The sequence below is a fragment of the Streptomyces xinghaiensis S187 genome, assembly GCF_000220705.2.
In the GTDB taxonomy this organism is placed as follows: Bacteria; Actinomycetota; Actinomycetes; order Streptomycetales; family Streptomycetaceae; genus Streptomyces; species Streptomyces xinghaiensis.
On the sequence record NZ_CP023202.1, the window covers coordinates 3,133,687 to 3,158,317 of the forward strand.

A 24,631-nucleotide genomic window follows, 5' to 3' on the forward strand; every position below is an offset into this window, starting at 1 on the left:
TCTCATATGGCTCACGGCAACGCGGCAGGTGAGCGGCCCGTACGGGATCCGTCCGCCTACGCTGAAGAGGTGTCGAAGACGAAGAGGGCGAAGCCGGACCGGGGCGAACCGGCCCGGGCCCCGAAGAAGCCGCCGCGGTCCGCTCCCGCCGACGAGCAGGGGCTGGACTTCCCCCGGGCGTGGGTCGAGTTCACCGACCCCGAGGACCCCGAACAGGTCTTCCGCTGCGATCTGACCTGGCTCACCTCCCGCTGGTCGTGCATCTTCGGGAGCGGCTGCCAGGGCATCGAGGCCGGGCGCGCGAGCGACGGCTGCTGCACCCTGGGCGCGCACTTCTCCGACGAGGACGACGAGCGGCGCGTCGCCGGGCACATGGCGCGGCTCACACCCGAGACCTGGCAGCACCACGCCGAGGGCACCGGACCGCGCGGCTGGACCGAACGCGACGAGGACGGCGCCCGCAAGACCCGCCGCTTCGGCGGCGCCTGCATCTTCCACAACGGCCCGGACTTCCCCGGCGGTCACGGCTGCGCCCTGCACCGGCTGGCGCTGCGCGAGGGCCGTGAGCCGCTGGAGACCAAGCCGGACGTGTGCTGGCAGCTGCCGATCCGGCGGACGTACGAGTGGATCGACCGCCCGGACGACACCCGGTTCCTGCAGGTGTCGATCGGCGAGTACGACCGCAGGGGCTGGGGCCCGGGCGGCCACGACCTGCACTGGTGGTGCACCTCGGCGACCAGCGCGCACGGCGCGGGGGAACCGGTCTACGTCTCGTACCGGCCCGAACTGACAGAGCTCATGGGCAAGGCGGCCTACGAGCGGCTGGCCGGGCTCTGCGCGGAACGGCTGGCGGCGGAGCTGCCGGTCGCGCCGCACCCGGCGGACGGGTAGGCACCGGCGGATCGCCCGGCTCCGGCGGGGCCGTCACCCCGGTGCGGGTGCCACGGCCGCCGGGACGGCCCGTACGGCGGCCGTGCACGGCCCGTACGGTCTCCTGCGACTGCGGCCTCCCGCGCCCCTCGGCCCTCGGCCCCGCAGGGCACCCGACTCGCGGGCGGCGGCGGAGCGGCCGCGCGCCGCCGCCTCACCCGGCCGCGTCCCCGGCCTCTCCGGTGTCCTCAGGGGCCGGCGGCTCGCTCGACGGCTCCTGCGCCGGGGGTGACGGGGCGGGCTCCGGGCCCGGGTCCGGGTCCGCCGGTGCGGTCGGTGGCGGTTCCGCCGGGTCCTCCGGCGAAGGGGTGCCGCGGCCCGACACGGTGACCACCGTGCCGGACGGCCCGATCGTCACCCGGCCCGTCCACGCGCCGCCGGGCTGCCGCGCCCGGTCCACCGTCACGGTGACCGTCACCGAGCGTCCGGGGCGGAGCGTGCCCCCGGTGTCGCTGAGCCGCAGCCAGGGCGCATCCGTGCGCGCCGACCAGTCGACCGGCGCGCCGCCCGAGGCGGTCAGGGTGATGAGGGTGGAGCCCCCGCCGCTCCGGCTGGCGACCGTCAGCCCGGTCCCGTCCCGGCCGTCGCCGCCGGAGCCGTCCTCCTCCGCGCCGGACCGGCCGTCCTCGCGGGCCGCGTCGTCGCCGCCCCTGTCGCCGTCGCGCTCCTCGGCGCCGCCCGGCCGCCCGTTCCCGCCCCGGCCGCCCGGGGCGCCGCCCGAGCCGTCCGCCGGAGCGTACGGATGTGCCCCGGGGTGGCCGTCCTCGGCGGCGGAGACCGGACCGGCGTACCGGTCCTGCCCGGGCGGCGCGCCCCGGTACGCCGCCCACAGGGCGAACACCGGTGCGGCGACGGCAGCCGCCACCACGGCCGCCGTGGCGACGCGACGGCGTACGGCCCGGCGGCGCGCGGCGAGGCGTCCGGGGCCCATCGGGAAGCCCTGCCGGTCGTGGCGCGGCCTGCCGGCGGGGAGGTCCCGGGTGCGCGCGCGGAGCGCGGCGCGCATCGCGGCGGCCGCCGCCGCACGCGGTGCCGGGACGAGGGGGAGCACGTCGGCGGTGGTGGTGGTGCCGCCCGGCCCGCGGGCGTCCGCCGGGGAGCGCTGGACGGTGGCGCGGCAGGCGTCGCAGTCCTTGATGTGCCGCAGCAGTTCGCGGCGGAGATCGCTGCCCATCAGGGCCCGGGTGTCCCCGGTCATCCGGTTGACGGTGGGACAGCCTCCGCCCTCCGCGACGGCCAGCGCCGCGCGGGTGCGCTCGACCTCGCGGGCGCCCGCCGTCAGCAGGCGCCGCGCCTTCTCCTCGTCCGTGCCGAGCACGGCGGCGACTTCCTGGGGCGTCAGCCGGTGCCGCACGGCGAGTTCCAGGGCCTCGCGCTGCTCGCGGGTGGTGCCGGCGGCCTCCGGCCAGACGAGCGCGGACAGTTCCCGGCGGCGCCGGGCGGCGGTCTCCGCGGAGGGGCCGGGCCCGGCCGGGTCGCCGGCGTGAGCGTGAGCGGGATCGTGGGCGCGGCCGGACGGGTCGTGCGGGGCGGGGCCGCCCGCGGAGCCGGGCCGCGCGGGCGGGCGGGGCCGGACGGCGAGGTGCCGCAGACAGGTCCAGCGGGCCAGTGCGTAGAGCCGGGCACGCTGCCGCTCCGGCCCGGCCGGCGAGCGGCGGTGGCGCCGCTCCGCGTGGGCGAGGACCTCGCCGAGTACGGCGGTCGCCGCGTCGTGGTCGCACATCGCGGCGAGGCAGTACGTGAACAGCCCGTCGAGGTACGGCTCGTAGCGCGCACCGCCGGTGGCGTGGGTCGGGTGCTCGGGCCTGCTGTTCATCACCCGGCGACGGTAGGGGGACGGACCGGCCCGCTCGCCCCGCTCCGGCGCTTTTCATCCCTACGGGTGATGGGCGCCGTCGGTCCCGCGCTCGGGGGCGGCTTCTGGGGCGGCTTCGGGGCCGGCCACCGTCCGGGGCGGCCGCGCCCGGTGCCCCGTGCTCCGTCCCGTGCTCCGTCCCGTGCTCCGTCCCGGGGTTTCGTCCCGGGGTTCTCGCCCCGGGGTTCTCGCCCCGGGGTTCTCGCCCCGCGCCCCGGCGTCCCACGCGGGCCCTGCCCCGTTCCGGTACCGCCCCGCGCGTTGTCACCGCACGGCGCTAGCGTTGCGGCATGGCTTCCCGCACCCGTACGTCCGCCAAGGACCGTCCCTCCTACCGCTGCACCGAGTGCGGCTGGACCACCGCCAAGTGGCTCGGCCGCTGCCCCGAGTGCCAGACGTGGGGCACGGTCGAGGAGGCCGGCGGCGCGCCCGCCGTGCGGACGACCGCGCCCGGCCGGGTGTCCACCGCGGCGCTGCCGATCGGCCAGGTCGACGGCCGCCGGGCGACCGCGCGGGCCACGGGCGTGCCCGAGCTGGACCGGGTGCTGGGGGGCGGCCTGGTGCCGGGCGCCGTCGTGCTGCTGGCCGGCGAACCGGGCGTGGGCAAGTCGACGCTGCTGCTGGATGTCGCGGCCAAGGCGGCCACCGACCAGGAGCGCACGCTCTACGTCACCGGCGAGGAGTCCGCGAGCCAGGTGCGGCTCCGCGCCGACCGGATCGGCGCGATCTCGGACCATCTGTATCTGGCGGCGGAGACGGACCTGTCGGCCGTGCTCGGCCATCTCGACTCCGTCAAGCCGTCGTTGCTGGTCCTGGACTCCGTGCAGACGGTGGCCTCCCCGGAGATCGACGGCGCGCCCGGCGGCATGGCGCAGGTGCGGGAGGTGGCGGGGGCGCTGATCCGGGCCTCCAAGGAGCGCGGGATGTCCACGCTGCTGGTGGGCCACGTCACCAAGGACGGCGCCATCGCCGGGCCGCGGCTGCTGGAGCATCTCGTCGACGTGGTGCTGCACTTCGAGGGCGACCGGCACGCCCGGCTGCGGCTGGTCCGGGGCGTCAAGAACCGCTACGGCACGACGGACGAGGTGGGCTGCTTCGAACTGCACGACGAGGGGATCACGGGCCTCGCCGACCCGTCGGGTCTCTTCCTCACCCGCCGCGCCGAGCCGGTCCCGGGCACCTGTCTGACGGTGACGCTGGAGGGGCGCCGGCCGCTGGTCGCGGAGGTGCAGGCGCTCACCGTCGACTCGCAGATCCCGTCACCGCGCAGGACGACCTCGGGCCTGGAGACTTCCCGGGTGTCGATGATGCTGGCGGTGCTGGAGCAGCGCGGCAAGATCTCCCAGCTGGGGAAGCGAGACATCTACAGCGCCACGGTCGGCGGGGTGAAGCTGTCGGAGCCGGCGGCGGATCTCGCGATCGCCCTGGCGCTGGCGAGCGCGGCGAGCGACACCCCGCTGCCGAAGAACCTCGTCGCGATCGGCGAGGTCGGCCTGGCGGGCGAGGTCCGGCGGGTCACGGGGGTGCAGCGCCGGCTGTCGGAGGCGGCCCGCTTGGGCTTCACCCACGCGCTGGTGCCGACCGATCCGGGGCGGGTGCCGGAGGGGATGCGGGTCATCGAGGTCGCGGACATGGGGGAGGCGCTGCGGGTGCTGCCGCGCCGGCCGCGCCGGGAGCGGGCCGAGGAGTCGGAGGGGGCCGGCGGGGCGGAGCGGTCCGGGCGGCCGGGCCGGCCGGGGCGTCCGGACCGCGGTGCGGCGGAGTCCTCGCCGCTCTCGGGAGGCGCCCCGGGCTGAGACGCCGGCGGCCCGTCCGGAGCGCACTCCGGCGGGGGCTCGGGGCGGCTCCGCACCACGCTCCCCGGCGTGCGCTCCGGAGCGTGCGCCGGGGGCGCCGCGCACCCCTGAGCCGAGACGCACCACACAAGTCGTCCGGCCGCCGGTAGACTTTGCCCTGGTCTCGCCCGTACGTACGCACCCGGGCCCCGAATTCTGCGACCGGAGGAGTGCAGTGGCAGCCAACGACCGGGCAGCGACTCCCGGCAAATCCGGCGGGAGCTCCGGTACCGAGGGCCTGATGCGCGCCTCGCTGAGCGCTGTCGCGCCCGGTACCGCCCTGCGCGACGGACTCGAGCGCGTTCTCCGCGGGAACACCGGCGGACTGATCGTGCTGGGCATGGACAAGCACGTCGAGGCCATGTGCTCCGGCGGCTTCGTCCTCGATGTGGAGTTCTCCGCGACGCGCCTGCGCGAGCTGTGCAAGCTCGACGGCGCGCTCATCCTCGACAAGGACATCACCAAGATCGTGCGGGCGGGGGTGCAGCTCGTCCCCGACGCGTCGATCCCGACCGAGGAGACCGGCACCCGGCACCGCACGGCGCAGCGCGTGTCGATCCAGGCCGGCTTCCCCGTGGTCTCCGTCAGCCAGTCGATGCGGCTGATCGCGCTCTACGTCGGCGGGCAGCGCCGGGTGCTGGAGGACTCGGCGGCGATCCTGTCCCGCGCCAACCAGGCCCTCGCCACGCTGGAGCGGTACAAGCTCCGTCTCGACGAGGTGGCGGGCACTCTCTCCGCCCTGGAGATCGAGGACTTGGTGACGGTCCGGGACGTCTCCGCCGTGGCGCAGCGGCTGGAGATGGTCCGCCGCATCGCCACCGAGATCGCCGAGTACGTCGTCGAGCTGGGCACCGACGGCCGGCTTCTCTCGCTCCAGCTGGACGAGTTGATCGCGGGAGTCGAACCGGAGCGCGAGCTGGTGGTGCGGGACTACGTGCCCGAGCCGACCGCCAAGCGGACCCGCACGGTCCCCGAGGCCCTCTCCGAGCTCGACAAGCTGTCGCACACCGAGCTGCTGGAACTGCCGGTGGTGGCCCGCGCCCTGGGCTACAGCGGTTCGCCCGAGACGCTCGACTCGGCGGTGTCGCCGCGGGGTTACCGGCTGCTGGCCAAGGTGCCGCGGCTGCCGAACACCATCATCGAGCGGCTGGTGGAGCACTTCGGCGGGCTGCAGAAGCTGCTCGCCGCGAGCGTCGACGATCTGCAGACGGTCGACGGGGTGGGCGAGGCCCGGGCGCGCTCGGTGCGCGAGGGCCTGTCCCGGCTGGCGGAGTCCTCGATCCTCGAACGCTACGTCTGAGGGACGCGGAGCGTTCTCCGGCGGCGGCCGGTTCCGCGGGCGGGCGCGCCGCGGGCTGGTGTGCCGGACCGGCCGGGTCAGTCCTTGGCCAGGACGAAGGAGACCTCGGCCTTGTCGATGCCCTTGGCCTCCGCCTCGATCAGATAGGTGCCCGCCTTCGCCGGACCCGCCCCGGGCGTGGCGCACTCGGGCGCGCTCGGTTTGCGGTCCCATTCGACCGTGTACGTGGCCTCGCCGCCGGCCGGTACCCGCAGCCGGATCTCCCGGCTCTCCTTGAGGCAGTCGTCGGACGCCCACAGCGGGTCGTCCTCGTCGGCCGGGGTGATGGTGAGCACCGCGGTCTTCTCGCCGAAGTCCACCTCGCAGGAGCGGTTCGAGGTGCTCTCGGCGGTCAGCTCGAACTCCGGCTTCTCGCCCGGTTCGTAGCGGTTCTCGACGGTGCGGATCCGCAGTTCCACGTCGCCGGCGCCGCAGTCGGGGAGGGCCGTTCCCGCCGGGATGCCGCTTCCGCCGCCGCTGCCTCCGGAGCCCGAGCCGCCGCCGGCCGCACCGCCACCGGAGCCACCGGAGCCACCGCTGCCGGCGTCCCCGCCCGAGCCGCCGCCGGAGCCGGCCGAGCCGCCCGTGCCGCCGCTGTCACCGCCGTCGTCGCCGCCCCCGGTGCCGCCCGAGTCGTCGCGGCCGCCGGGCCGTTCGCTGATCGCGGGTCCGGAGGAGGAGGGGCCGGGGGTGATGGACTGCGCGGGGCCCTTGCCGTCGGCTCCGCCGCCTCCGTCACCGCCGCCGCCCCCGGTGGACCGGACGGCCCAGACGACGAGCACGGCCAGCAACGCGACCACGCACAGGGCTACCGCCCTCCGGCGCCAGTAGATGGAGGAGGGAAGCGGCCCGACAGGATTGCGCAGAGAACCCACGCCGGAAACCTTACGAGAGAAGAGGGCCCGTTCAGGCGTATACCCGCCGCCGTCACCGCAACTTTTGACGATCATCATTCCGGTTCGGTCTCGGCCGGGCCCTCCGAGCGCCCTTCCCTGCGCGCTCGGTTCCCGTCCGGTGCACCCGGGGTGACGGCGCGCCCGCTTCCCGTAACTCCCGTGCGGCGTACGGGAGACGGGCGTGGCGGCAAGCGGCGGCGGCGTCCCCTTCCGCGCCGTGCGGCACAGGGCGCCGGACGGCGGCGGACGGCGCCGGTGGCGGAGCACCCTGGCGTCGGAGGGCTCTGGCAGGATCGGGGGTGTCATGACTGCGATCCCGAAGCCCTCGATGAGCGCACCCCCGAAGAGCACGACGGCCCCGGAGAACACGACGGAACCGGAGAACACGACGGCAGCGAGCGCCGCGACGGCGAGCGCGGCGGCCGCCTCCCCCGCCGCCCTCCACTCCGCCGTGATCGGCTGGTTCGACGAGCACGCCCGCGACCTTCCCTGGCGCCGCCCCGAAGCGGGCGCGTGGGGTGTCATGGTCAGCGAGTTCATGCTCCAGCAGACTCCGGTGGCGCGCGTGCTGCCCGTCTACGAGCAGTGGCTGGCGCGCTGGCCCCGCCCGGCCGGCCTGGCCGCCGAGGCGCCCGGGGAGGCGGTGCGCGCCTGGGGCCGGCTCGGCTACCCGCGCCGCGCGCTGCGGCTGCACGGGGCCGCCGTGGCGATAGCGGAACGGCACGGCGGGAACGTGCCGCGCGACCACGCGAAGCTGCTGGCGCTGCCGGGTGTCGGCGAGTACACGGCCGCCGCCGTGGCCTCGTTCGCGTACGGCGGCCGGCACGCCGTGCTGGACACCAACGTCCGCCGGGTCCTCGCCCGCGCCGTGACCGGCGTCCAGTACCCGCCGACGGCCACGACCGCCGCCGAACGCCGCCTGGCCCGTGCCCTGCTGCCGGAGGACGACGGCACGGCGGCCCGCTGGGCGGCGTCCACGATGGAGCTGGGCGCACTGGTGTGCACGGCGCGGAACCCCGGCTGCGGGCGCTGCCCGATCGCCGCGCGGTGCGCCTGGCGGCTGGCCGGTTCGCCGCCGCACGACGGCCCGCCGCGCCGCGGGCAGACCTACGCCGGTACGGACCGCCAGGTGCGCGGCAAGCTGCTCGCGGTGCTCCGCGAGGCGACGGCGCCGGTTCCGCAGCGAGTGCTGGACGCGGTGTGGGAGGAGCCGGTGCAGCGGGCCCGCGCGCTGGACGGGCTCGTCGCGGACGGCCTGGTCGAACCGCTGGCGGACGGCAGCTACCGGCTGCCGCTGAGCCGAGCAGAGCCGACCTGAGCCGAACTCGGGGAGAAACGGCACGGAACCGGTTGCGCGATCCGCACCGATCGAAAGCCCCACGAAACACGTCAGAGTTGATCAGCAGCTGATCCGATCCAGTCAAGTGCCGTTCCACGGCCGCCTCCTGACCCCGTCCGGTTCCACGGACCGCCCGTCCCGGCGGAGTTGTTACACAACCGATGGGTTGCCGTGCGCCCGCCGAGGGGCAGACCGGACCGCTCCGTTACAGCCGCTCAGTAGCTTGCTTCCGTACCGGGGACACCGGCCACACACGGGGCGGGAAGAGCGGGGACGGAGGCGGTCGGCGATGGCGGACAACGAGGTGCTGGGCTTCGAGGAGTACGTACGGTCCCGGCAGGACGCCCTGCTGCGCAGCGCCCGCAGGCTCGTCCGGGACCCCGTCGACGCGCAGGACCTGCTGCAGACCGCGCTCGCCCGCACCTTCGGCCGCTGGGACGGCATCGCCGACAAGTCCCTGGCCGACGCCTACCTCCGGCGCGTGATGATCAACACCCGCACCGAGTGGTGGCGGGCCCGCAAGCTCGACGAGGTGCCCGTCGACCAGCTGCCGGAGGCCAGCCTGGAGGACGGCTCCGAGCAGCGCGCGGACCGGGCGCTGCTGATGGACGTCCTGCGGGTGCTGGCCCCGAAGCAGCGCAGTGTGGTGGTCCTGCGACACTGGGAGCAGATGAGCACACAGGAGACGGCGGCGGCCCTGGGCATGTCCACCGGAACCGTGAAGAGCACACTGCACCGGGCGCTGGCCCGGATGCGCCAGGAGCTGGAGAACCGCGAGCTGGACGCGCGGGCGACGGAGCGCAGAGAACGCATGGAACGAGGGCAGCCGCAGTGCGCGGCGTGACGGACACCGAACGCTCCCGGGGGCTCCCGGAGCCCACCGGTACCGCACCCGGACCCGCCCGGACGCGCACCGTCCCGGCGGGTTTCGTGCGGGTCGGGGCGGCGGTGGCCGCCGCGTCCGCCACCGCACTGGTCCTGGCGGGGTGCAGCGCGCCGGGGACGGGGGTGCGCGAGGAGGGGCCCGCCCGGACCGAGTCGGCCCCGACGCCTTCCCCGGCGCCGTCCTCCGCGTCGCCCCGCAAGGTCGATCCGGTCGAGATCATCAAGAACGACCCCACGGTGGACACCAAAATCCGCAAGAGCCTCGAACCGTGCGCCGGGGACGAGTACCCGGTCGACGTCAGCTATGGCACCCTCACCGGGAACGACGTGCCCGATGTCGTGATCAACGTGCTGACCTGCCAGGACTCCTTCGGCATCGCGGCCTACGTCTACCGCGAGCAGGGCCCCGCCACGGTCCGTCCCGGCGGGAACGACGGCGAGAGCGGGAAGGACCTCCGCGAAGCCGTCAGCGTGGACGGCCGCTGGTACCGCAATGTCTTCGCCGACGACATCTCCCCGGTCTACGCCGAGATCATCGGGGGCGAGCTGGAGGTCAAGAAGCAGGTCTACGCGAGAGGCGACAAGGTCTGCTGCCCCTCGGGCGAGGAAGTGGTCACCTACCGGTGGCGCGACGGGGCCTTCTCCGAGCGGGCGCGCATACACAACGATTACAGCAAGTCCGCGGGCGGCGTTCGCGAGGAAGCACCGCCCAGCCCGCGACCGGCCGACTGAGGGGCGGGCGATGGCCGCGACGCATGTGCTCTTCGTCGAGGACGACGACGTCATCCGGGAGGCGACCCAACTCGCCCTGGAGCGTGCCGGACTCGTGGTCACGGCGGCACCGGACGGGCTGACCGGCCTGGAGCTCTTCCGGGGCGACCGGCCGGACATCGCGCTGCTCGACGTGATGCTGCCGGGTCTGGACGGGGTGAGCCTGTGCCGCCACATCCGGGACGAGTCGGCGGTGCCGGTGATCATGCTGTCGGCGCGGGCCGACTCGATCGACGTGGTGCTGGGCCTGGAGGCGGGCGCGGACGACTACGTGACCAAGCCGTTCGACAGCGCGGTCCTGGTCGCCCGGATCCGGGCGGTGCTGCGCCGCTTCGGCCACGCGGCCGGCGGTCCGGACGGCCCCGCGGGGGCCGGGCCCGACGGGGAGGCGGGCGAGGAACCGCTGCGCTTCGGCGATCTGGAGATCGACACGGGCGGCATGGAGGTCCGCAGGGACGGCGAGCCGGTCTCGCTGACCCCGACCGAGATGCGGCTGCTGCTGGAGTTCTCCTCCGCGCCGGGCACGGTGCTCTCCCGCGACCGGCTGCTGGAGCGGGTCTGGGACTACGACTGGGGCGGCGACACCCGCGTCGTGGACGTCCATGTGCAGCGGCTCCGCACCAAGATCGGCCAGGAGCGCATCGACACGGTGCGCGGCTTCGGCTACAAACTGCGCGGCTGAGCGGGGGACGCCCGTGCCGACCCGCGACCCCTCCCCGCCCGGGCCCTCCGCGACGTCCTCGCGGCCGTCCGCTCCCCCGCCGTCCCCCACCCCGTCCCCGTCCCCGTCCGCGGACGGGGACGGGGACGGGGACGGGGACGGGCCCGGCCGGGATCCGGGCACCGGCCGGCTCCGCGCCCTGTCCCGCCGTCTCGCGCGCCGCGTCCCCTCCGGCCGTTTCCGTCCGCGCACGGGGCTGCGCTGGAAGCTCAGCGCCGCCATCGCCGCGGTGGGCGCGCTGGTCGCCCTCGCGCTCAGCCTCGCCGTCCACAACGCCGCCCGCGTCTCGCTGCTCAACGGCAGCCGCGACATCCAGGACGAGCGGGTCACCTTCGCCCAGCGGATCTACGAGTCCACCGGCCGGCTCAACTTCGACGCGCACATCGACGACCCCGCCCTGCCCCCCGAGCTCCGGGAGGCGGTGCGGGGCGGGCAGCGCGCCACGTATCTGGAGGACACCGGCGAGGGCCCTCCCGAGGTGTGGGCCGCGGTACCGCTGGCCGGCGGCCGGGTCCTCTCCATCCACACCCGCTTCGAGGACCGCTACGCCGTGCTGAGCGATCTGGACCGGGCGCTGTCCATCGGCTCCGTCTCGGTGATCGGCGGCGGCTGCCTGCTGGGCGTCCTCGTCGGCGGCCAGCTCTCCCGGCGGCTGCGGCAGGCCGCGACGGCCGCGGGCCAGGTCGCCCAGGGCGATACGGACGTCCGGGTACGGGACGCGATCGGCGGCCGGGTGCGGGACGAGACCGACGATCTGGCGCGCGCCGTGGACGCCATGGCCGACGCGCTCCAGCAGCGGCTGGAGGCCGAGCGGCGGGTCACCGCCGACATCGCGCACGAACTGCGCACCCCGGTGACCGGGCTGGTCACGGCGGCCGAGCTGCTGCCGCCCGGCCGCCCCTCGGAGCTGGTGCGGGACCGTGCGCAGGCGCTGCGGACCCTGGTGGAGGATGTCCTGGAGGTGGCCCGGCTGGACAGCGCCACCGAGCGGGCCGAGCTCCAGGAGGTCGCGCTCGGCGAGTTCGTCGCCCGCCGGGTCCGCGTCCTCGCCCCGGAGGCCGGGATGGAGGTCGTACGGGACGCGCGGGTGCAGACCGATCCGCGGCGGCTGGAGCGGGTCCTGGGCAATCTGCTCGCCAACGCCGCCAAACACGGCCGGGAACCGGTCCGGGTCACCGTGGAGGGCCGGGTCCTACGGGTACGGGACCACGGGCCGGGCTTCCCGCCGGCGCTGCTGGTGGAGGGGCCGAGCCGGTTCCGCACCGGCAGCGCCGACCGGGCCGGGCGGGGCCACGGCCTGGGCCTGACCATCGCGGCCGGCCAGGCCCGGGTGCTGGGCGCGGCCCTCACCTTCCGCAACGCGCCGGACGGCGGTGCGGTCGCCGTGCTGTGGCTGCCGGGAACGGCACCCACGGACAGCGGCGGCATCCCCGTCGTGACCCTGCCCGCCCCCCGGTCCTGAGCGCCGGGCCGCACGGGGTGGTACGGGGGCTCGCTCCCGCTCGGCTCAGACCGGTTTCGCCGCCGGGAGCCCGCCCGCCCGGACACCGCCGCCGGAACCCGGTCCGGTGCCGTCGCTGGTGCCGCCGTCGCCGCCGCCGACGGCTCCGGCGCCCGCGTGCGCACCCGCGCCCCCGGCGTCCGCCCCGGCCCGCGCGCCGTCCGTCCCCCCGGGGCCCGCTCCCGGCCCGTCCGGGCCGGCTCCCCGCAGGGGCACCTCCTGGACGAACCAGGCCGCCAGGAAGCCGGCCACAGCGGCGAACGCGGCCACCAGGAAGACGATGTGCGTACCGCCGGCCACCGCGGACTGGTACGCCTCCCGCACCGCGTCCGGCAGCTTCGCCAGGCTCGCCGCGTCGAGCTGCGCGGCTCCCTCCGTGACGGCCGGGGCACCGGGCCCGGCTCCGCCGGCCATGCCGTCCTGGACCCGGTGGGTGAAGAGCGCGCCCATGATCGCGACGCCGAAGGAGCCGCCGACCGTGCGGAACAGCGTCGCCGTCGAGGAGGCGACGCCCATGTCCTTCATCTCGACGCTGTTCTGGGCGACGAGCATGGTGATCTGCATCAGGAAACCGAGGCCGGCGCCGAGGACCGCCATGTAGCAGCCGGAGACGAACCGGGAGGTGCCGGTGTCCATCGTCGACAGCAGGAACAGCCCGGCGACCATCAGCCCGCCGCCGAGCACCGGGAAGATCTTGTACCTGCCGCTCCGGGTGGTGACCCGGCCGGCGATCAGCGAGACCACCATCATCGCCAGCAGCAGCGGCAGCAGGAGCAGCCCGGAGTTGGTCGCCGAGGCGCCCTGCACGGTCTGCTGGTAGAGCGGCAGGAAGGTCATCGAGCCGAACATCACGAAACCGACCAGGAAGCCGATGAGGGTCATCAGCGAGAAGTTGCGGCTGCGGAAGATGCCGAGCGGCAGCACCGGTTCCGCGACCCTGCTCTCCACCACCAGCAGCGCGATCGTCGTGACGACGGCGGTGCCGGCGAGGCCCGTGATGACGGCGGAGTCCCAGGCGTACTCCAGGCCGCCCCAGGTGGTGACGAGCACCATCGAGGTGATGGCCACGGTGAGCAGCGCGGCGCCCGCGTAGTCGATCCGCGCCTTCGTCCGCTTCTTCGGCAGGTGCAGCACCGTCGTGACCATGGCCAGGGCGACGGCGCCGAGCGGGAGGTTGATGTAGAAGCTCCAGCGCCAGCCGAGCGTGTCGGTGAGGGTGCCGCCGACGAGCGGCCCGCCGATCATGGCCAGGGCCATGACCCCGGCCATCATGCCCTGGTACCGGCCGCGTTCCCGGGGCGGGATGAGATCGCCGATGATCGCCATCACGCCGACGATCAGGCCGCCCGCGCCCAGGCCCTGGACGCCGCGGAAGCCGATGAGCTGGCCCATGGTCTGGGCCATGCCGGAGAGCGCGGAGCCGAGCAGGAACACCACGATCGAGGTGATGAAGATGCCCTTGCGGCCGTACATGTCGCCGAGCTTCCCCCAGACCGGGGTGGAGGCCGCGGTCGTGAGGGTGTAGGCGGTCACCACCCAGGAGAGGTGTTCGAGCCCGCCCAGCTCACCGACGATGGTCGGCATCGCCGTCCCGATGATCATGTTGTCGAGCATGGCGAGCAGCATCGCGATCATGAGGGCGAGCAGCACCACGCGGACGCTGCGCCGGGGCGGCTCCGTGGCCGGCGGGCCGGCGGGTGGTTCCTCGTGGACGGTGTCGGGTGTGGCCTGGGTCATGGTGGTCGCTCCCCCGGGAGTGCGCGAGAAGAAGGCTTCGGTGCCGGCCGGGTACCGGCGCGCGGGGGCGGCGGGCGTCGCGGAGGCGGGTGCCGGCCGCCGGGGTAAACTTACTTGCCGCCCGGCTAGCAGAATATCCCGGAAGCTAGCCCGCCCACTTGCCGCACGTCAAGTAAATTCGGTGGCGGCCGGACGGCGCCGCCGCCGGGCACGGGCCCGTACGGCGGCCGGTCCGTACACGGCCGGCCGGACCGGTACGCACACACGAGCAGGGAGCAGGAGAGCCACCGTGGCCACACCGCGCACGCGCCGGGGGGACACCCGCCGCCGCATCCAGGATGCCGCGCTCTCCCTCTTCGTCGAGCAGGGGTACGAGAAGACCTCGCTGCGCGAGATCGCCGCACAGCTGGACGTCACCAAGGCGGCGCTCTACTACCACTTCAAGACCAAGGAGGACATCCTCATCAGCATCTTCGAGGACCGGACCCGGCCCCTCGACGAGCTGATCGCCTGGGGCCGGGAACAGCCGCGGAACCAGGAGACCAAGCGGGAGCTGCTCCGCCGCTACAGCGCGGCACTCCACGACGCCGCCCCGGTCTTCCGCTTCGTCCAGGAGAACCAGGCGACGGTGCGCGACCTGAGCATCGGCGGCAACGTCAAGGAACGGATGTTCGCGCTCTTCGAGCTGGTGAAGGAACCGGACGCGAGCCTCACCGACCAGGTCCGCTCCGTCAGCGCGCTCTTCACCATCCACGCCGGGATCTTCGCGCTGAAGGACATCGAGGGCGACCCCGAGGACAAGCGTGCTGCCGTCCTCGAAGTCGCCCTCGATCTGATCGCCGCGGCGGATGCCGGCCGCTCCCTCAAGCGGTCTCAGTGACCCCGCGGCCGCGCGGTGCGCCCCGCGTCCGTCACAGGGTGACGCCGCGCTGCTTCAGGAAGGCCACCGGGTCGATACCGGAGCCGTAGTTGGGGGTGGTGCGGGTCTCGAAGTGCAGGTGCGGGCCGGTGGAGTTACCGGTGGAACCGACCTTGCCGATCTCCTGCCCGGTGGTCACCTGGGTGCCGACCGGAACGGTGATCTTCGACAGGTGGGCGTACTGGGTGAAGGTGCCGGCGTCGTGCTTGACCACGATGTTGTTGCCGTACGAGCCACCCCAGCCGGCCTGGACCACGGTGCCCTCGTGCACGGTCTTCACCGAGGTACCGGTCGGCGCGGCGAAGTCCTGGCCGGAGTGCTTGTTCGCCCAGCGGTCACCACCGATACCGAAGGTGGAGCCCTTCACATAGCTGTCCACCGGCTTCACCCAGGAAGCGGGAGCCTTCGCGGCGGCCTGGGTGACGGTCTCACGCTTCGAACGGTCGGCGGCCTCCTGGCCGGCACGCTCGGCGGCGGCCTCGGCCGCGGCCTTGCCCTCGGCGGCCTTCTTCTGCGCCTCCGCCTGGGCGGTGAGCGCCTTGATACCGGACTTGGACGTGGCGGCCGAGGTCATCCCCGTCTGCGGGGCGGGGTTCTGGGTCTCGCCCTGGGTGCCCAGCGCGACTCCGGTCCCCAGCACGGCGGTGGCTCCGACACCGGCGGCCATGAAGGCGGCGCGGCGGCGCAGGGGAGTCATGTCGGTGAGGATCTGAGCGTGCTTGAACATCAGGAGTTACCTCCGAAGTGGGGGGTTTGCGCGTTTCGCGGATTTCGTCCGCTTGCGCCCTACCTTGGTAACCCGCCCCGCCCAGGGGTTCAAGCACCCCTACTCCTACCGGAGGCCGTAGCCGGCACCCGGCCCCGCCGTCCGCCGAACGCGCCGCCGGCGGAGGCGCGGAACCCGTCTCCCCCGCTTCCGGGGCCCGGGGGCACCGCACCCTCCCCGCTCGCCCGCCCCGTAAACGCCCCACTTCGGAGGCCGTCCGGTCACGCGGCGCACACCCCTCCGCGCCGGGCGCCCCGGGCTCCCCCGCACCGTCTCCTAAGGCGGGTAGGAGGTGAGCCGGGCCACGTGCGGCACGTCACCGAAAACCGAGATCAACGACTTCTCCGCACGCTCCCGGCCCGCCGGACCGGAGCTCCCACCGCCCCGCCGGGCCGTTCCCCGAACCGGCGCAAGCCGGTTCACGCAGCGCCCCGCTCCCCTACCCTGGGTGCCCAGAGAGAGCTGTAGAGCTGTCGCCACAGCCACCCCGGGGGGACGGGACATGCATCCCGAGGACGCCGCGTTCGAGGAGCGCTACGCCCACGACATCATCGCCGGACACAACCACCTCACCATCTACGGCATCGATCTCAACCACTCGCCCGACACCTGGCCGCTGGACGCCGCGTATCTCAGCCTGGAGGCGGAGGTCGGCCCGGACGGCTCCGGAACGGCGGGCCCGCAGCCGTACCCCGCCCTCCCCGCCGAACAGGCCCTCGCCGGCCGGGACCGGGTGCTGCTGCGCGGGGTGGCGGGATCCGGCAAGACCACCCTGGTCCAGTGGCTGGCGGTCTCCACGGCCCGGGACGAGCTGCCGGACCAGCTCGCGCCGCTCCGCGACCGGGTGCCGTTCGTCCTGCCCGTGCGGCGCTTCCCGCACAAGGGGTTCCCGGCCCCCGAGGAGTTCCTGACCGCCGTACGGCACCCGTGCGCCGAGAGCCAGCCGCCGGGCTGGGCCGGGCGCGTCCTGGCCGGCGGGCGGGGGCTGATGCTGATCGACGGGATCGACGAGGCCCCCGAGGGCCTCCGCGAGCAGCTCCGGGCCGAACTGCGGACGCTGATCGCCACCCACCCGGGCAACATCTGGCTCGTCACCTCCCGGCCCTCGGCCGTGCCCGACGCCTGGCTCGCCTCCGACGGCTTCACCGAGCTCAAGCTGGCCCCGCTGAGCCGGGACGGCGTGGCCGCGTTCATCCAGCGCTGGCACGCCGCGGCGCGGGCGGAGCGGCCCAAGGACCTGCACCGGCTGGACGAGTACGAACGCACCCTGCTGGCAGCCGTGCGGACCACCCGCGAACTCGGCCGGCTGGCCACCAATCCGCTGATGTGCGGCCTGATCTGCGCCCTCCACCGCGACCGGCGCGGCTACCTGCCGCGCGGCCGCCGCGCCCTGTACGACGCCGCGCTCTCCATGCTGCTGGAGCGGCGCGACCGGGAACGGGACATGGCCACGACCGACGGCATCGACCTGGCCCAGGAGTCGAAGGTCCAGCTGCTCCAGAAACTGGCCCACTGGATGCTGGTCCACGAGCGCTCGGAGATGGACGTCTCCACGGCCGTGGACATCCTGGAGCGCCATCTGCCGGCGATACCCGAAGCCCTGAAACAGGGCGGGCCCGCGGAGATCTACCGGCATCTGCTCAACCGCACCGGGCTGCTGCGGGAGCCCACGCCCGGCTCGGTGGACTTCGTCCACCGCACCTTCCAGGACTATCTGAGCGCGCGGGCCGCCGTGGAGCGCCACGACTTCGACTTCCTCATCGGCCACGCCCACCAGGACGACTGGGAGGAGGTCGTCCGGATGGCCGTGGCCCTGGCCAGGCCGGACGAGTGCGCCAAGCTGCTGGAGGGCCTGCTGGCCGCCCGGCCGGGCGCCAAGCCCGTGGAGGCCCGGCACCGCAAGCTGCTCGCCGCGGCCTGCCTGGAGCACGTCACCGAACTGGACCCCGGGGTGCGGTCCAGAGTGCACCAGTACACCAAGAACATGGTCCGCCCGACCACGGAGGCGGCCGCCCGCGCCCTCGGCTGGATCGGCCCGATCGCCCTGGAGATGCTGCCCGACCCGGCCGGCCTCCCCGACCGCGAGGCGTATCTGCTGGCCGTCACCGCCACGTCCATCGCCGACGACCGGGCCATCGACTACCTCGTGCGGCTGCGGCACCGCGAGTCCTGGCACCTCCGCTCCCTGCTCGCGGGCGCCTGGCGCCGGTACGACACCGACCGGTACGCCGACGAGATCATCGCCCACCTCGACGAGCGCGCCCTGGACTTCCCCGTGTCCGACCTGGAGGAGCTGCACGCGCTGCGCCGCCTCGGGGGCCGCCCGGCCGTCCAGATCGCCGGCCGGTTCACCCCGGGGCAGCTGGTCGAGGGGCTCGTCGCCGAGAAGCTGACGCACCTGTGGCTCGCCTACGACCTGGGCACCCGACTGGAGTGGCTGAGCTCCTTCCCGCGGCTGCACACTCTGAGCGTGAGCCGCCACGCCCTCCCGGTGCACGGGGTTCCGGAGGGCATACACCTGGTGACGGTCTGACCGGCGGGCCGGGACGGGCTTCCGCCCGGGGGCTTGGCCCCCGCCGCCTATCCCCGCCGCCTCCCGGCCGTACCGGCCGGCTTCCGGCATCGTCTGCGCCGGGAATCGGCGGCCCCCTAAGCTGTCCCTCCGGCCGCGGAGGGCGGCACCGGGGCCGGGAGGCACGGGCCCGCAGTGGCCCGCCGGACCGCTGATGGCCGCACAGCCACGCATCCGCACGCACAGCCTGGGGGGAACCGGGGGATGGATCCCGCAGTCGTGGGCGCACGCGTCGCGTCCGCAGCCGTCGCACCGCTGATCAAGAAGCTCTTCGTCCGCGAGGGCCCGGGCGCGGGCCTGCTGGACCGTCCCGTGCGCCTCTCCGGCCTTCTCTCCTTCACCGGGGAGAAGCGGACCCTCATCGAGCGGGACCTGCGCAAGCTCGCCGCCGAACTCGTCCGGCGGGCGGTGGCCGCCGGGGAGCGCCCGGTACCGGAGGACGAGGAGGAGGCGGTCGCGGACGCCCTCGCCCGCAGCCTGCACGCCCTCGGCGACCTCGCCATGGACGACGTCCAGGCCGTCCGCCTCGGCCACACCCACCTGGCCCGCGAGCTGCACCGCACCGCGGGGCGCCCGGACCGCCTGCTGTCCGCCGACGCGGCCGGCCTCTACGAACGCCTGCTCGACACGGCCTGCCTGCACGTCCTGCACTTCTTCACGCAGCGCTCGTCCTTCGTCGCGCGCTCGGCCGTCGAGCAGGCCCGCGGCCAGGCCGAACTGATCGCGAAGACGGACGAGTTGCTGTTGCGCGTCCCACGCCCGGACGGCCGCGACACCGCGTTCGAGGAGCGCTACGCGGCCTACGTGGCGGAGAAGCACGGCACGCTGACGATCGTCGGCATCGACCTCCACCACACGGAGGCGGCCTGGCCGCTGGACACGGCGTATCTGAGCCTGGAGCTGCAAGAGCGCGATCCGTCCTCCCCCCGGCCTTCGGGTCACGACGACTGGGTGCCCTTCGACACGAACCGGCCGGACTCGCCGCACGGATTCCCGGTCCCGGAGTACGGGGACGACTGGGCCCCGCCGGCCCTCGAAGCACCGGCCACACCGCTGCCCGCCGACCGGATCTTCTCCGGCCGGGACCGCGTCCTGCTCCGCGGTGCCGCCGGTTCCGGCAAGACCACCCTCGTCCAGTGGCTCGCGGTCTCCACCGCCCGTGGGGAGCTGCCCGAGGACATGGCGGAACTGCGCGGCCGGGTGCCGTTCGTGCTGCCCCTGCGCAGCGTCATCCGCGCGGGGACGCTCCCGCTGCCCGACGCCTTCCTCTCCGCCGCCCACAACCCCCTCCACGCCGCGCAGCCGGAGGGCTGGGCTGACCGCGTGCTGCGCGCCCGCCGGGGGCTGCTGCTGGTCGACGGGCTGGACGAGATCCCGGAGCGGGAGCGGGAACGGGCCCGCCGCTGGCTGGCCGATCTGCTGACCGCCTATCCGGGCAACCTGTGGCTGGTCACCTCCCGCCCCTCGGCCGTAGGCGACGGCTGGCTCGCCGCACAGGGCTTCGCCGAGCTGGCCCTCGCGCCCATGAGCGGGAAGGACGTGGCCGCCTTCGTCGACCGCTGGCACGACGCCGCCAAGGCCGGCTGCCGCACTTCCGGGCACAACGCCGACCGCGCCGCCGAGCTGGACCGCTTCCGCACCGCCCTGCACACCGCCGTACGCACCAAGCGGGACCTCGGCCGGCTGGTCACCAACCCGCTGATGTGCGCCATGGTCTGCGCCCTGCACCGCGCCAGGAACGGCTATCTGCCGCCCGGCCGGAAGGAGTTGTACGAGGAGGCGCTGCGGATGCTCCTCTCCCGGCGCGACGTGGAGCGGGACATCCCGGCCCCGGACGACATCCAGCTCACCGAGGAGCCGCAGATCCAGCTCCTCCAGCGGCTCGCCTACTGGCTGATCCGCAACGGCCGCACCGAGCTCGACCGCGAGCACGCCGAACGCATGATCGCCGACGCCCTGCCCTCCGTACCGGCCGCGGCCCGCCAGGGCGACGCCCCGCGCGTCTTCCGCCACCTCCTCCTCCGCAGCGGTCTGCTCCGCGAACCCACCGACGGCACCGTCGACTTCGTCCACCGCACCTTCCAGGACTATCTGGGCGCCAAGGCCGCCGTGGAGGAGTGGGACATCGGCCTGCTCATCCGCAACGCGGCCGACGCCCAGTGGGAGGACGTCATCCGCATGGCCGTCGCCCACGCCCGGCCGCGGGAGCGGGCGGAGATCCTGAAGGAGCTGCTGACCTCCGCCGACGCGGCCAGGGGTCCCGCGCGAGTACGGATCCGTCTCCTGGCCCTGGCCTGCCTGGAACACGCGGCGGAACTGGACCCCGCGGTGCGCGCGGCGGTGAAGAAGCGCACCGCAGCTCTGATCCCGCCACGTGGCATCCGGGAGGCCCGGTACCTCGCGGAAGCGGGCCCTCTGGTGCTGGAACTCCTCCCCGGGCCCGACGGGTTGGAGGACAATGAGGCCCTTTCCGTCGTCACCGCCGCATCCCATGTGAAGTCGGAGGCGGCGGTGGACTTTCTCGCTCGCTTCCGCTCTCACCCCGCCCTGCTGGTGCGGTCACAGCTCGCATGGAGCTGGCAGCGATTCGACCTCCGCCGCTACGCCGACGAGGTGATCGCGCATCTCGACTCCGACGGCCTCTACTTCACCGCCCCCACCCCGGACCATCTGCGAGCGCTGCTGGATCTGGGCGGACGCCCCATGCTGGAGATCCGGAACCCGGAGACGGCCAGCCGGCTGCCCGGGTACGCGCGGCGAACGGCTCTGACCCACCTGACGCTGAGATACGGGCGCAGCCCGATCCACCTGGGGCTTTTCCAGGGCTTGGACAGTCTGGAGAGCCTGCGGCTGACGAATATTCACCCCGCCCATCTCACCGGACTTTCGCATCTGCATCTGAAACATCTCTCCCTGACCGACGTTCTGGGAAAGGATCTGGCCACGCTCCGGAGACTGACCACCTTGAACTCCCTCGAGCTCGGCCTGCTGGACGGCGAATGGGCACTGGCGGACCTCCCGGCGGACGCACCACTGGAGAGCCTGCTCCTCTCCCGCCTCATGGGACCCGGTCCACGCGGAGGGCTCCGGGGAATCGGCCGGTGGCAGACGCTTCGGCGTCTCCGCCTGGGACTGAGAAGCAGCCCTCGATCTTCGGCCGAGTGGGCGGAGGTGGGCAGGATCCCCGGACTCCGCGACCTCACGGTAAGCAGCGGCTCCCTGGAACACTGTGGACCAGGACTGGCACTCCCGGTCGAGCATCTGTCGATTTCCGCCGACTCGAGCCCCGGCCCAGGCACCGACAAGGGCCACCTGCCGGACATGTCGGTGATTGCACGGAACTTCCCCTGCCTTCGCAGGCTCCAGCTCGTCCTGGAATCGGAGGCAGGGGGCGGAGCGGACCTCGCCCCGCTGGCCGCCCTGCCCCATCTGGAGGTCGTCGCCCTCAGCCTGCTGACACGGGTCCGGGGGGCCGACCGTCTTCCGGAGTCGGTGCACATCGTCAGGCACGGCTGACCGGCGGAAGCGGGAGAACAACAAGCCAAAGGGGCGGCCCCGGAACCCTTACGGTCCCGGGGCCGCCCCTCGGCCGTGCCCTGCCGTTCAGCGCTCCGCGCGAGCGGTCACGCGGTCACGCGTCCTTGCTGAGGTTCGGGCCCGAGCCGCCGCCGGCGGCGGACTCGATCGGCGGGGCGTCCGGCAGTGCCGACTTCTCCTCGCCGCGGAAGGTGAACTTCTTCTCGTCACCCTCGCCCTCGGTGTCCACGACCACGATGTGACCGGGGCGCAGCTCGCTGAAGAGGATCTTCTCCGAGAGCTGGTCCTCGATCTCGCGCTGGATCGTCCGGCGCAGCGGCCGGGCGCCCATGACGGGGTCGTAGCCCTTCTTGGCGAGCAGCGCCTTGGCCTCGCCGCTGAGCTCCAGGCCCATGTCGCGGTCCTTGAGGCGCTCGTCCACCTTGTCGATCATCAGGTCGACGATGCGGATGATGTCTTCCTCGGTGAGCTGGTGGAAGACGACCGTGTCGTCGACGCGGTTGAGGAACTCGGGGCGGAAGTGCTGCTTGAGCTCTTCGTTGACCTTGTTCTTCATCCGCTCGTAGTTGCTCTTGACGTCGCCCTGGGCCGCGAAGCCGAGGTTGAAGCCCTTGGAGATGTCCCGGGTGCCGAGGTTGGTCGTCATGATGATGACCGTGTTCTTGAAGTCCACGACCCGGCCCTGGGAGTCGGTCAGCCGGCCGTCCTCCAGGATCTGCAGCAGGGAGTTGAAGATGTCCGGGTGGGCCTTCTCGACCTCGTCGAAGAGGACCACGGAGAACGGCTTGCGGCGCACCTTCTCGGTGAGCTGGCCGCCCTCCTCGTAGCCCACGTAGCCGGGGGGCGAGCCGAAGAGCCGCGAGACGGTGTGCTTCTCGCTGAACTCCGACATGTCGAGGGAGATCAGCGCGTCCTCGTCGCCGAAGAGGAACTCGGCGAGCGTCTTGGACAGCTCGGTCTTACCGACACCGGACGGGCCGGCGAAGATGAACGAGCCACCGGGACGCTTCGGGTCCTTGAGGCCGGCGCGGGTGCGCCGGATCGCCTGGGAGAGCGCCTTGATGGCGTCCTCCTGGCCGATGACGCGCTTGTGGAGCTCGTCCTCCATGCGGAGCAGCCGCGAGGACTCCTCCTCGGTGAGCTTGAAGACCGGGATGCCGGTGGCCGTGGCGAGGACCTCGGCGATCAGCTCCTCGTCGACCTCGGCGACGACGTCCATGTCGCCCGCCTTCCACTCCTTCTCCCGCTTGGCCTTCTGGGCCAGGAGCTGCTTCTCCTTGTCGCGGAGCGACGCGGCCTTCTCGAAGTCCTGGGAGTCGATCGCCGACTCCTTGTCCCGGCGGACGTTCGCGATCTTCTCGTCGAACTCGCGGAGGTCCGGCGGAGCGGTCATCCGGCGGATGCGCATCCGGGAGCCGGCCTCGTCGATCAGGTCGATCGCCTTGTCCGGCAGGAAGCGGTCGGAGATGTAGCGGTCGGCGAGCGTCGCGGCGGCCACCAGCGCCGCGTCCGTGATGGAGACGCGGTGGTGCGCCTCGTAGCGGTCGCGCAGACCCTTGAGGATCTCGATGGTGTGCGGCAGCGACGGCTCCGCGACCTGGATGGGCTGGAAGCGGCGTTCCAGGGCCGCGTCCTTCTCCAGGTGCTTGCGGTACTCGTCGAGCGTGGTGGCGCCGATGGTCTGCAGCTCACCGCGGGCGAGCATCGGCTTGAGGATGCTCGCGGCGTCGATCGCGCCCTCGGCGGCGCCCGCACCCACCAGGGTGTGGAGCTCGTCGATGAACAGGATGATGTCACCGCGGGTGCGGATCTCCTTGAGCACCTTCTTCAGGCGCTCCTCGAAGTCACCGCGGTAGCGGGAGCCGGCGACCAGGGCGCCGAGGTCGAGGGTGTAGAGGTGCTTGTCCTTGAGGGTCTCGGGCACCTCGCCCTTGACGATCGCCTGGGCCAGGCCCTCGACGACCGCCGTCTTGCCGACGCCGGGCTCGCCGATGAGGACCGGGTTGTTCTTGGTCCGGCGGGACAGCACCTGCATGACCCGCTCGATCTCCTTCTCGCGCCCGATGACCGGGTCGAGCTTGGACTCGCGGGCCGCCTGGGTGAGATTGCGGCCGAACTGGTCCAGGACGAGGGAGGTCGAGGGCGTGCCCTCGGCCGGGCCGCCGGCGGTGGCGGCCTCCTTGCCCTGGTAGCCGGAGAGCAGCTGGATGACCTGCTGCCGGACCCGGTTCAGGTCGGCACCCAGCTTCACGAGGACCTGGGCGGCGACGCCCTCGCCCTCGCGGATCAGGCCGAGCAGGATGTGCTCGGTGCCGATGTAGTTGTGGCCGAGCTGGAGGGCCTCGCGGAGCGACAGCTCCAGGACCTTCTTGGCACGGGGGGTGAAGGGGATGTGGCCGGACGGGGCCTGCTGGCCCTGACCGATGATCTCCTCCACCTGCTGGCGGACCGCCTCGAGCGAAATCCCGAGGCTCTCCAGGGCCTTAGCGGCGACACCCTCACCCTCGTGGATCAGGCCCAGGAGGATGTGCTCGGTGCCGATGTAGTTGTGGTTGAGCATCCGGGCTTCTTCCTGAGCCAGGACGACAACCCGCCGCGCGCGGTCGGTGAACCTCTCGAACATCGTTAATCGCTCCTCAGAGCGGTCGGGCAGATCGGGGACGGTCCCCTCCCTGTCCTTCCGCATGCTAGTCCCGCAACAGGGGACAGCTCATTCCATCTGCCGACACCCGTCCGGTCTCCCCCGCTGGTTACGGGGACTTACTCCCACAAGTCTCCTGCCCCGGACAGCCGACAACAGCTCCAACCCGATGGTGCGAGACGATGTTCCCGCAGGCCAGGCATCTATCCACCTCGGCAGTACGCCGATGGCGAACGCCGGGCGGTGCCCCGGGCCCGCGACAACCGCGCTCCGTCCCTCCCACAAGGCAAGTCTTACCCCCGGGGACCGACAGTCCATGCGGCGCGACCCCCGTCGCTCAGCTACGGGCGAACACCATTGCGCCCCCACGGGCGCCTCGTACGCCCC

16 protein-coding genes are annotated in these 24,631 nt (G+C 73.5%); 11 read left to right on the forward strand and 5 right to left on the reverse strand.

The window, feature by feature from the left end; genetic code table 11:
* Window positions 1-69 precede the first annotated feature (69 nt).
* Entirely contained in the window at window positions 70-891 is an 822-nt protein-coding gene (locus SXIN_RS13385) for a DUF3109 family protein (RefSeq protein ID WP_039820518.1), read from the forward strand.
* Between the two features lie 193 nt (window positions 892-1,084).
* Here SXIN_RS13385 and SXIN_RS13390 read toward each other — a convergent pair whose 3' ends face one another.
* The gene (locus tag SXIN_RS13390) at window positions 1,085-2,746 is read right to left on the reverse strand and encodes a BACON domain-containing protein (protein WP_095757030.1); all 1,662 of its coding nucleotides are present in this window, start codon (window positions 2,744-2,746) and stop codon (window positions 1,085-1,087) included.
* 329 nt (window positions 2,747-3,075) lie between these two features.
* Here SXIN_RS13390 and radA point away from each other — a divergent pair, with 329 nt between their 5' ends.
* Together radA and disA are read left to right on the forward strand one after the other, a co-directional pair.
* Window positions 3,076-4,581 carry a DNA repair protein RadA gene (gene radA / locus SXIN_RS13395; RefSeq protein ID WP_238153754.1) on the forward strand — a complete coding sequence of 502 codons (1,506 nt, stop codon included), beginning with the start codon at window positions 3,076-3,078 and terminating at the stop codon, window positions 4,579-4,581.
* A gap of 214 nt (window positions 4,582-4,795) precedes the next feature.
* On the forward strand, window positions 4,796-5,920 hold the full coding sequence (disA, locus tag SXIN_RS13400) for a DNA integrity scanning diadenylate cyclase DisA (protein ID WP_019707684.1): 1,125 nt from the start codon (window positions 4,796-4,798) through the stop codon (window positions 5,918-5,920).
* Window positions 5,921-5,997: 77 nt separating this feature from the next.
* Here disA and SXIN_RS13405 read toward each other — a convergent pair whose 3' ends face one another.
* The gene (locus SXIN_RS13405) at window positions 5,998-6,834 is read right to left on the reverse strand and encodes a hypothetical protein (protein ID WP_095757031.1); all 837 of its coding nucleotides are present in this window, start codon (window positions 6,832-6,834) and stop codon (window positions 5,998-6,000) included.
* 325 nt (window positions 6,835-7,159) lie between these two features.
* Between SXIN_RS13405 and SXIN_RS13410 the strand changes: the two genes are divergently transcribed.
* The 5 genes from SXIN_RS13410 (at window position 7,160) to cseC (ending at window position 12,033) form a co-directional block, all read left to right on the forward strand.
* Window positions 7,160-8,173, forward strand: a complete 1,014-nt coding sequence (locus SXIN_RS13410; RefSeq protein WP_238153755.1) for an HhH-GPD family protein — start codon at window positions 7,160-7,162, stop codon at window positions 8,171-8,173.
* Between the two features lie 310 nt (window positions 8,174-8,483).
* Window positions 8,484-9,038, forward strand: coding sequence for a SigE family RNA polymerase sigma factor (locus tag SXIN_RS13415; RefSeq protein WP_019707682.1), 555 nt, complete (start codon window positions 8,484-8,486; stop codon window positions 9,036-9,038).
* Window positions 9,035-9,811, forward strand: a complete 777-nt coding sequence (locus SXIN_RS13420) for an LppP/LprE family lipoprotein (protein WP_238153756.1) — start codon at window positions 9,035-9,037, stop codon at window positions 9,809-9,811. Before SXIN_RS13415 ends, SXIN_RS13420 begins: the two co-directional genes overlap by 4 nt.
* 10 nt (window positions 9,812-9,821) lie before the next feature.
* On the forward strand, window positions 9,822-10,532 hold the full coding sequence (cseB, locus tag SXIN_RS13425) for a two-component system response regulator CseB (RefSeq protein ID WP_019707680.1): 711 nt from the start codon (window positions 9,822-9,824) through the stop codon (window positions 10,530-10,532).
* Between the two features lie 13 nt (window positions 10,533-10,545).
* Window positions 10,546-12,033, forward strand: coding sequence for a two-component system sensor histidine kinase CseC (gene cseC, locus SXIN_RS13430; protein ID WP_238153757.1), 1,488 nt, complete (start codon window positions 10,546-10,548; stop codon window positions 12,031-12,033).
* Window positions 12,034-12,078: 45 nt separating this feature from the next.
* Here the strand turns inward: cseC and SXIN_RS13435 are convergent, their stop codons facing one another.
* Complete coding sequence (locus SXIN_RS13435) at window positions 12,079-13,809, reverse strand: MDR family MFS transporter (RefSeq protein ID WP_095757033.1); 1,731 nt, start codon at window positions 13,807-13,809, stop codon at window positions 12,079-12,081.
* Window positions 13,810-14,098: 289 nt separating this feature from the next.
* On the opposite strand from SXIN_RS13435, the gene SXIN_RS13440 reads away from it, so the two are divergent.
* Window positions 14,099-14,689, forward strand: coding sequence for a TetR/AcrR family transcriptional regulator (locus SXIN_RS13440; RefSeq protein ID WP_019707678.1), 591 nt, complete (start codon window positions 14,099-14,101; stop codon window positions 14,687-14,689).
* Between the two features lie 31 nt (window positions 14,690-14,720).
* Here SXIN_RS13440 and SXIN_RS13445 read toward each other — a convergent pair whose 3' ends face one another.
* Entirely contained in the window at window positions 14,721-15,455 is a 735-nt protein-coding gene (locus tag SXIN_RS13445) for a M23 family metallopeptidase (RefSeq protein WP_019707068.1), read from the reverse strand.
* 541 nt (window positions 15,456-15,996) lie between these two features.
* Here SXIN_RS13445 and SXIN_RS13450 point away from each other — a divergent pair.
* The gene (locus SXIN_RS13450; protein ID WP_019707677.1) at window positions 15,997-18,027 is read left to right on the forward strand and encodes an NACHT domain-containing protein; all 2,031 of its coding nucleotides are present in this window, start codon (window positions 15,997-15,999) and stop codon (window positions 18,025-18,027) included.
* Window positions 18,028-18,270: 243 nt separating this feature from the next.
* Window positions 18,271-21,582 carry an NACHT domain-containing protein gene (locus SXIN_RS13455; protein WP_019707676.1) on the forward strand — a complete coding sequence of 1,104 codons (3,312 nt, stop codon included), beginning with the start codon at window positions 18,271-18,273 and terminating at the stop codon, window positions 21,580-21,582.
* Between the two features lie 115 nt (window positions 21,583-21,697).
* Here SXIN_RS13455 and SXIN_RS13460 read toward each other — a convergent pair whose 3' ends face one another.
* A complete protein-coding gene (locus SXIN_RS13460; RefSeq protein ID WP_019707675.1) occupies window positions 21,698-24,226 on the reverse strand; it encodes an ATP-dependent Clp protease ATP-binding subunit in 2,529 nt (842 codons plus the stop codon).
* Window positions 24,227-24,631: the final 405 nt, after the last annotated feature.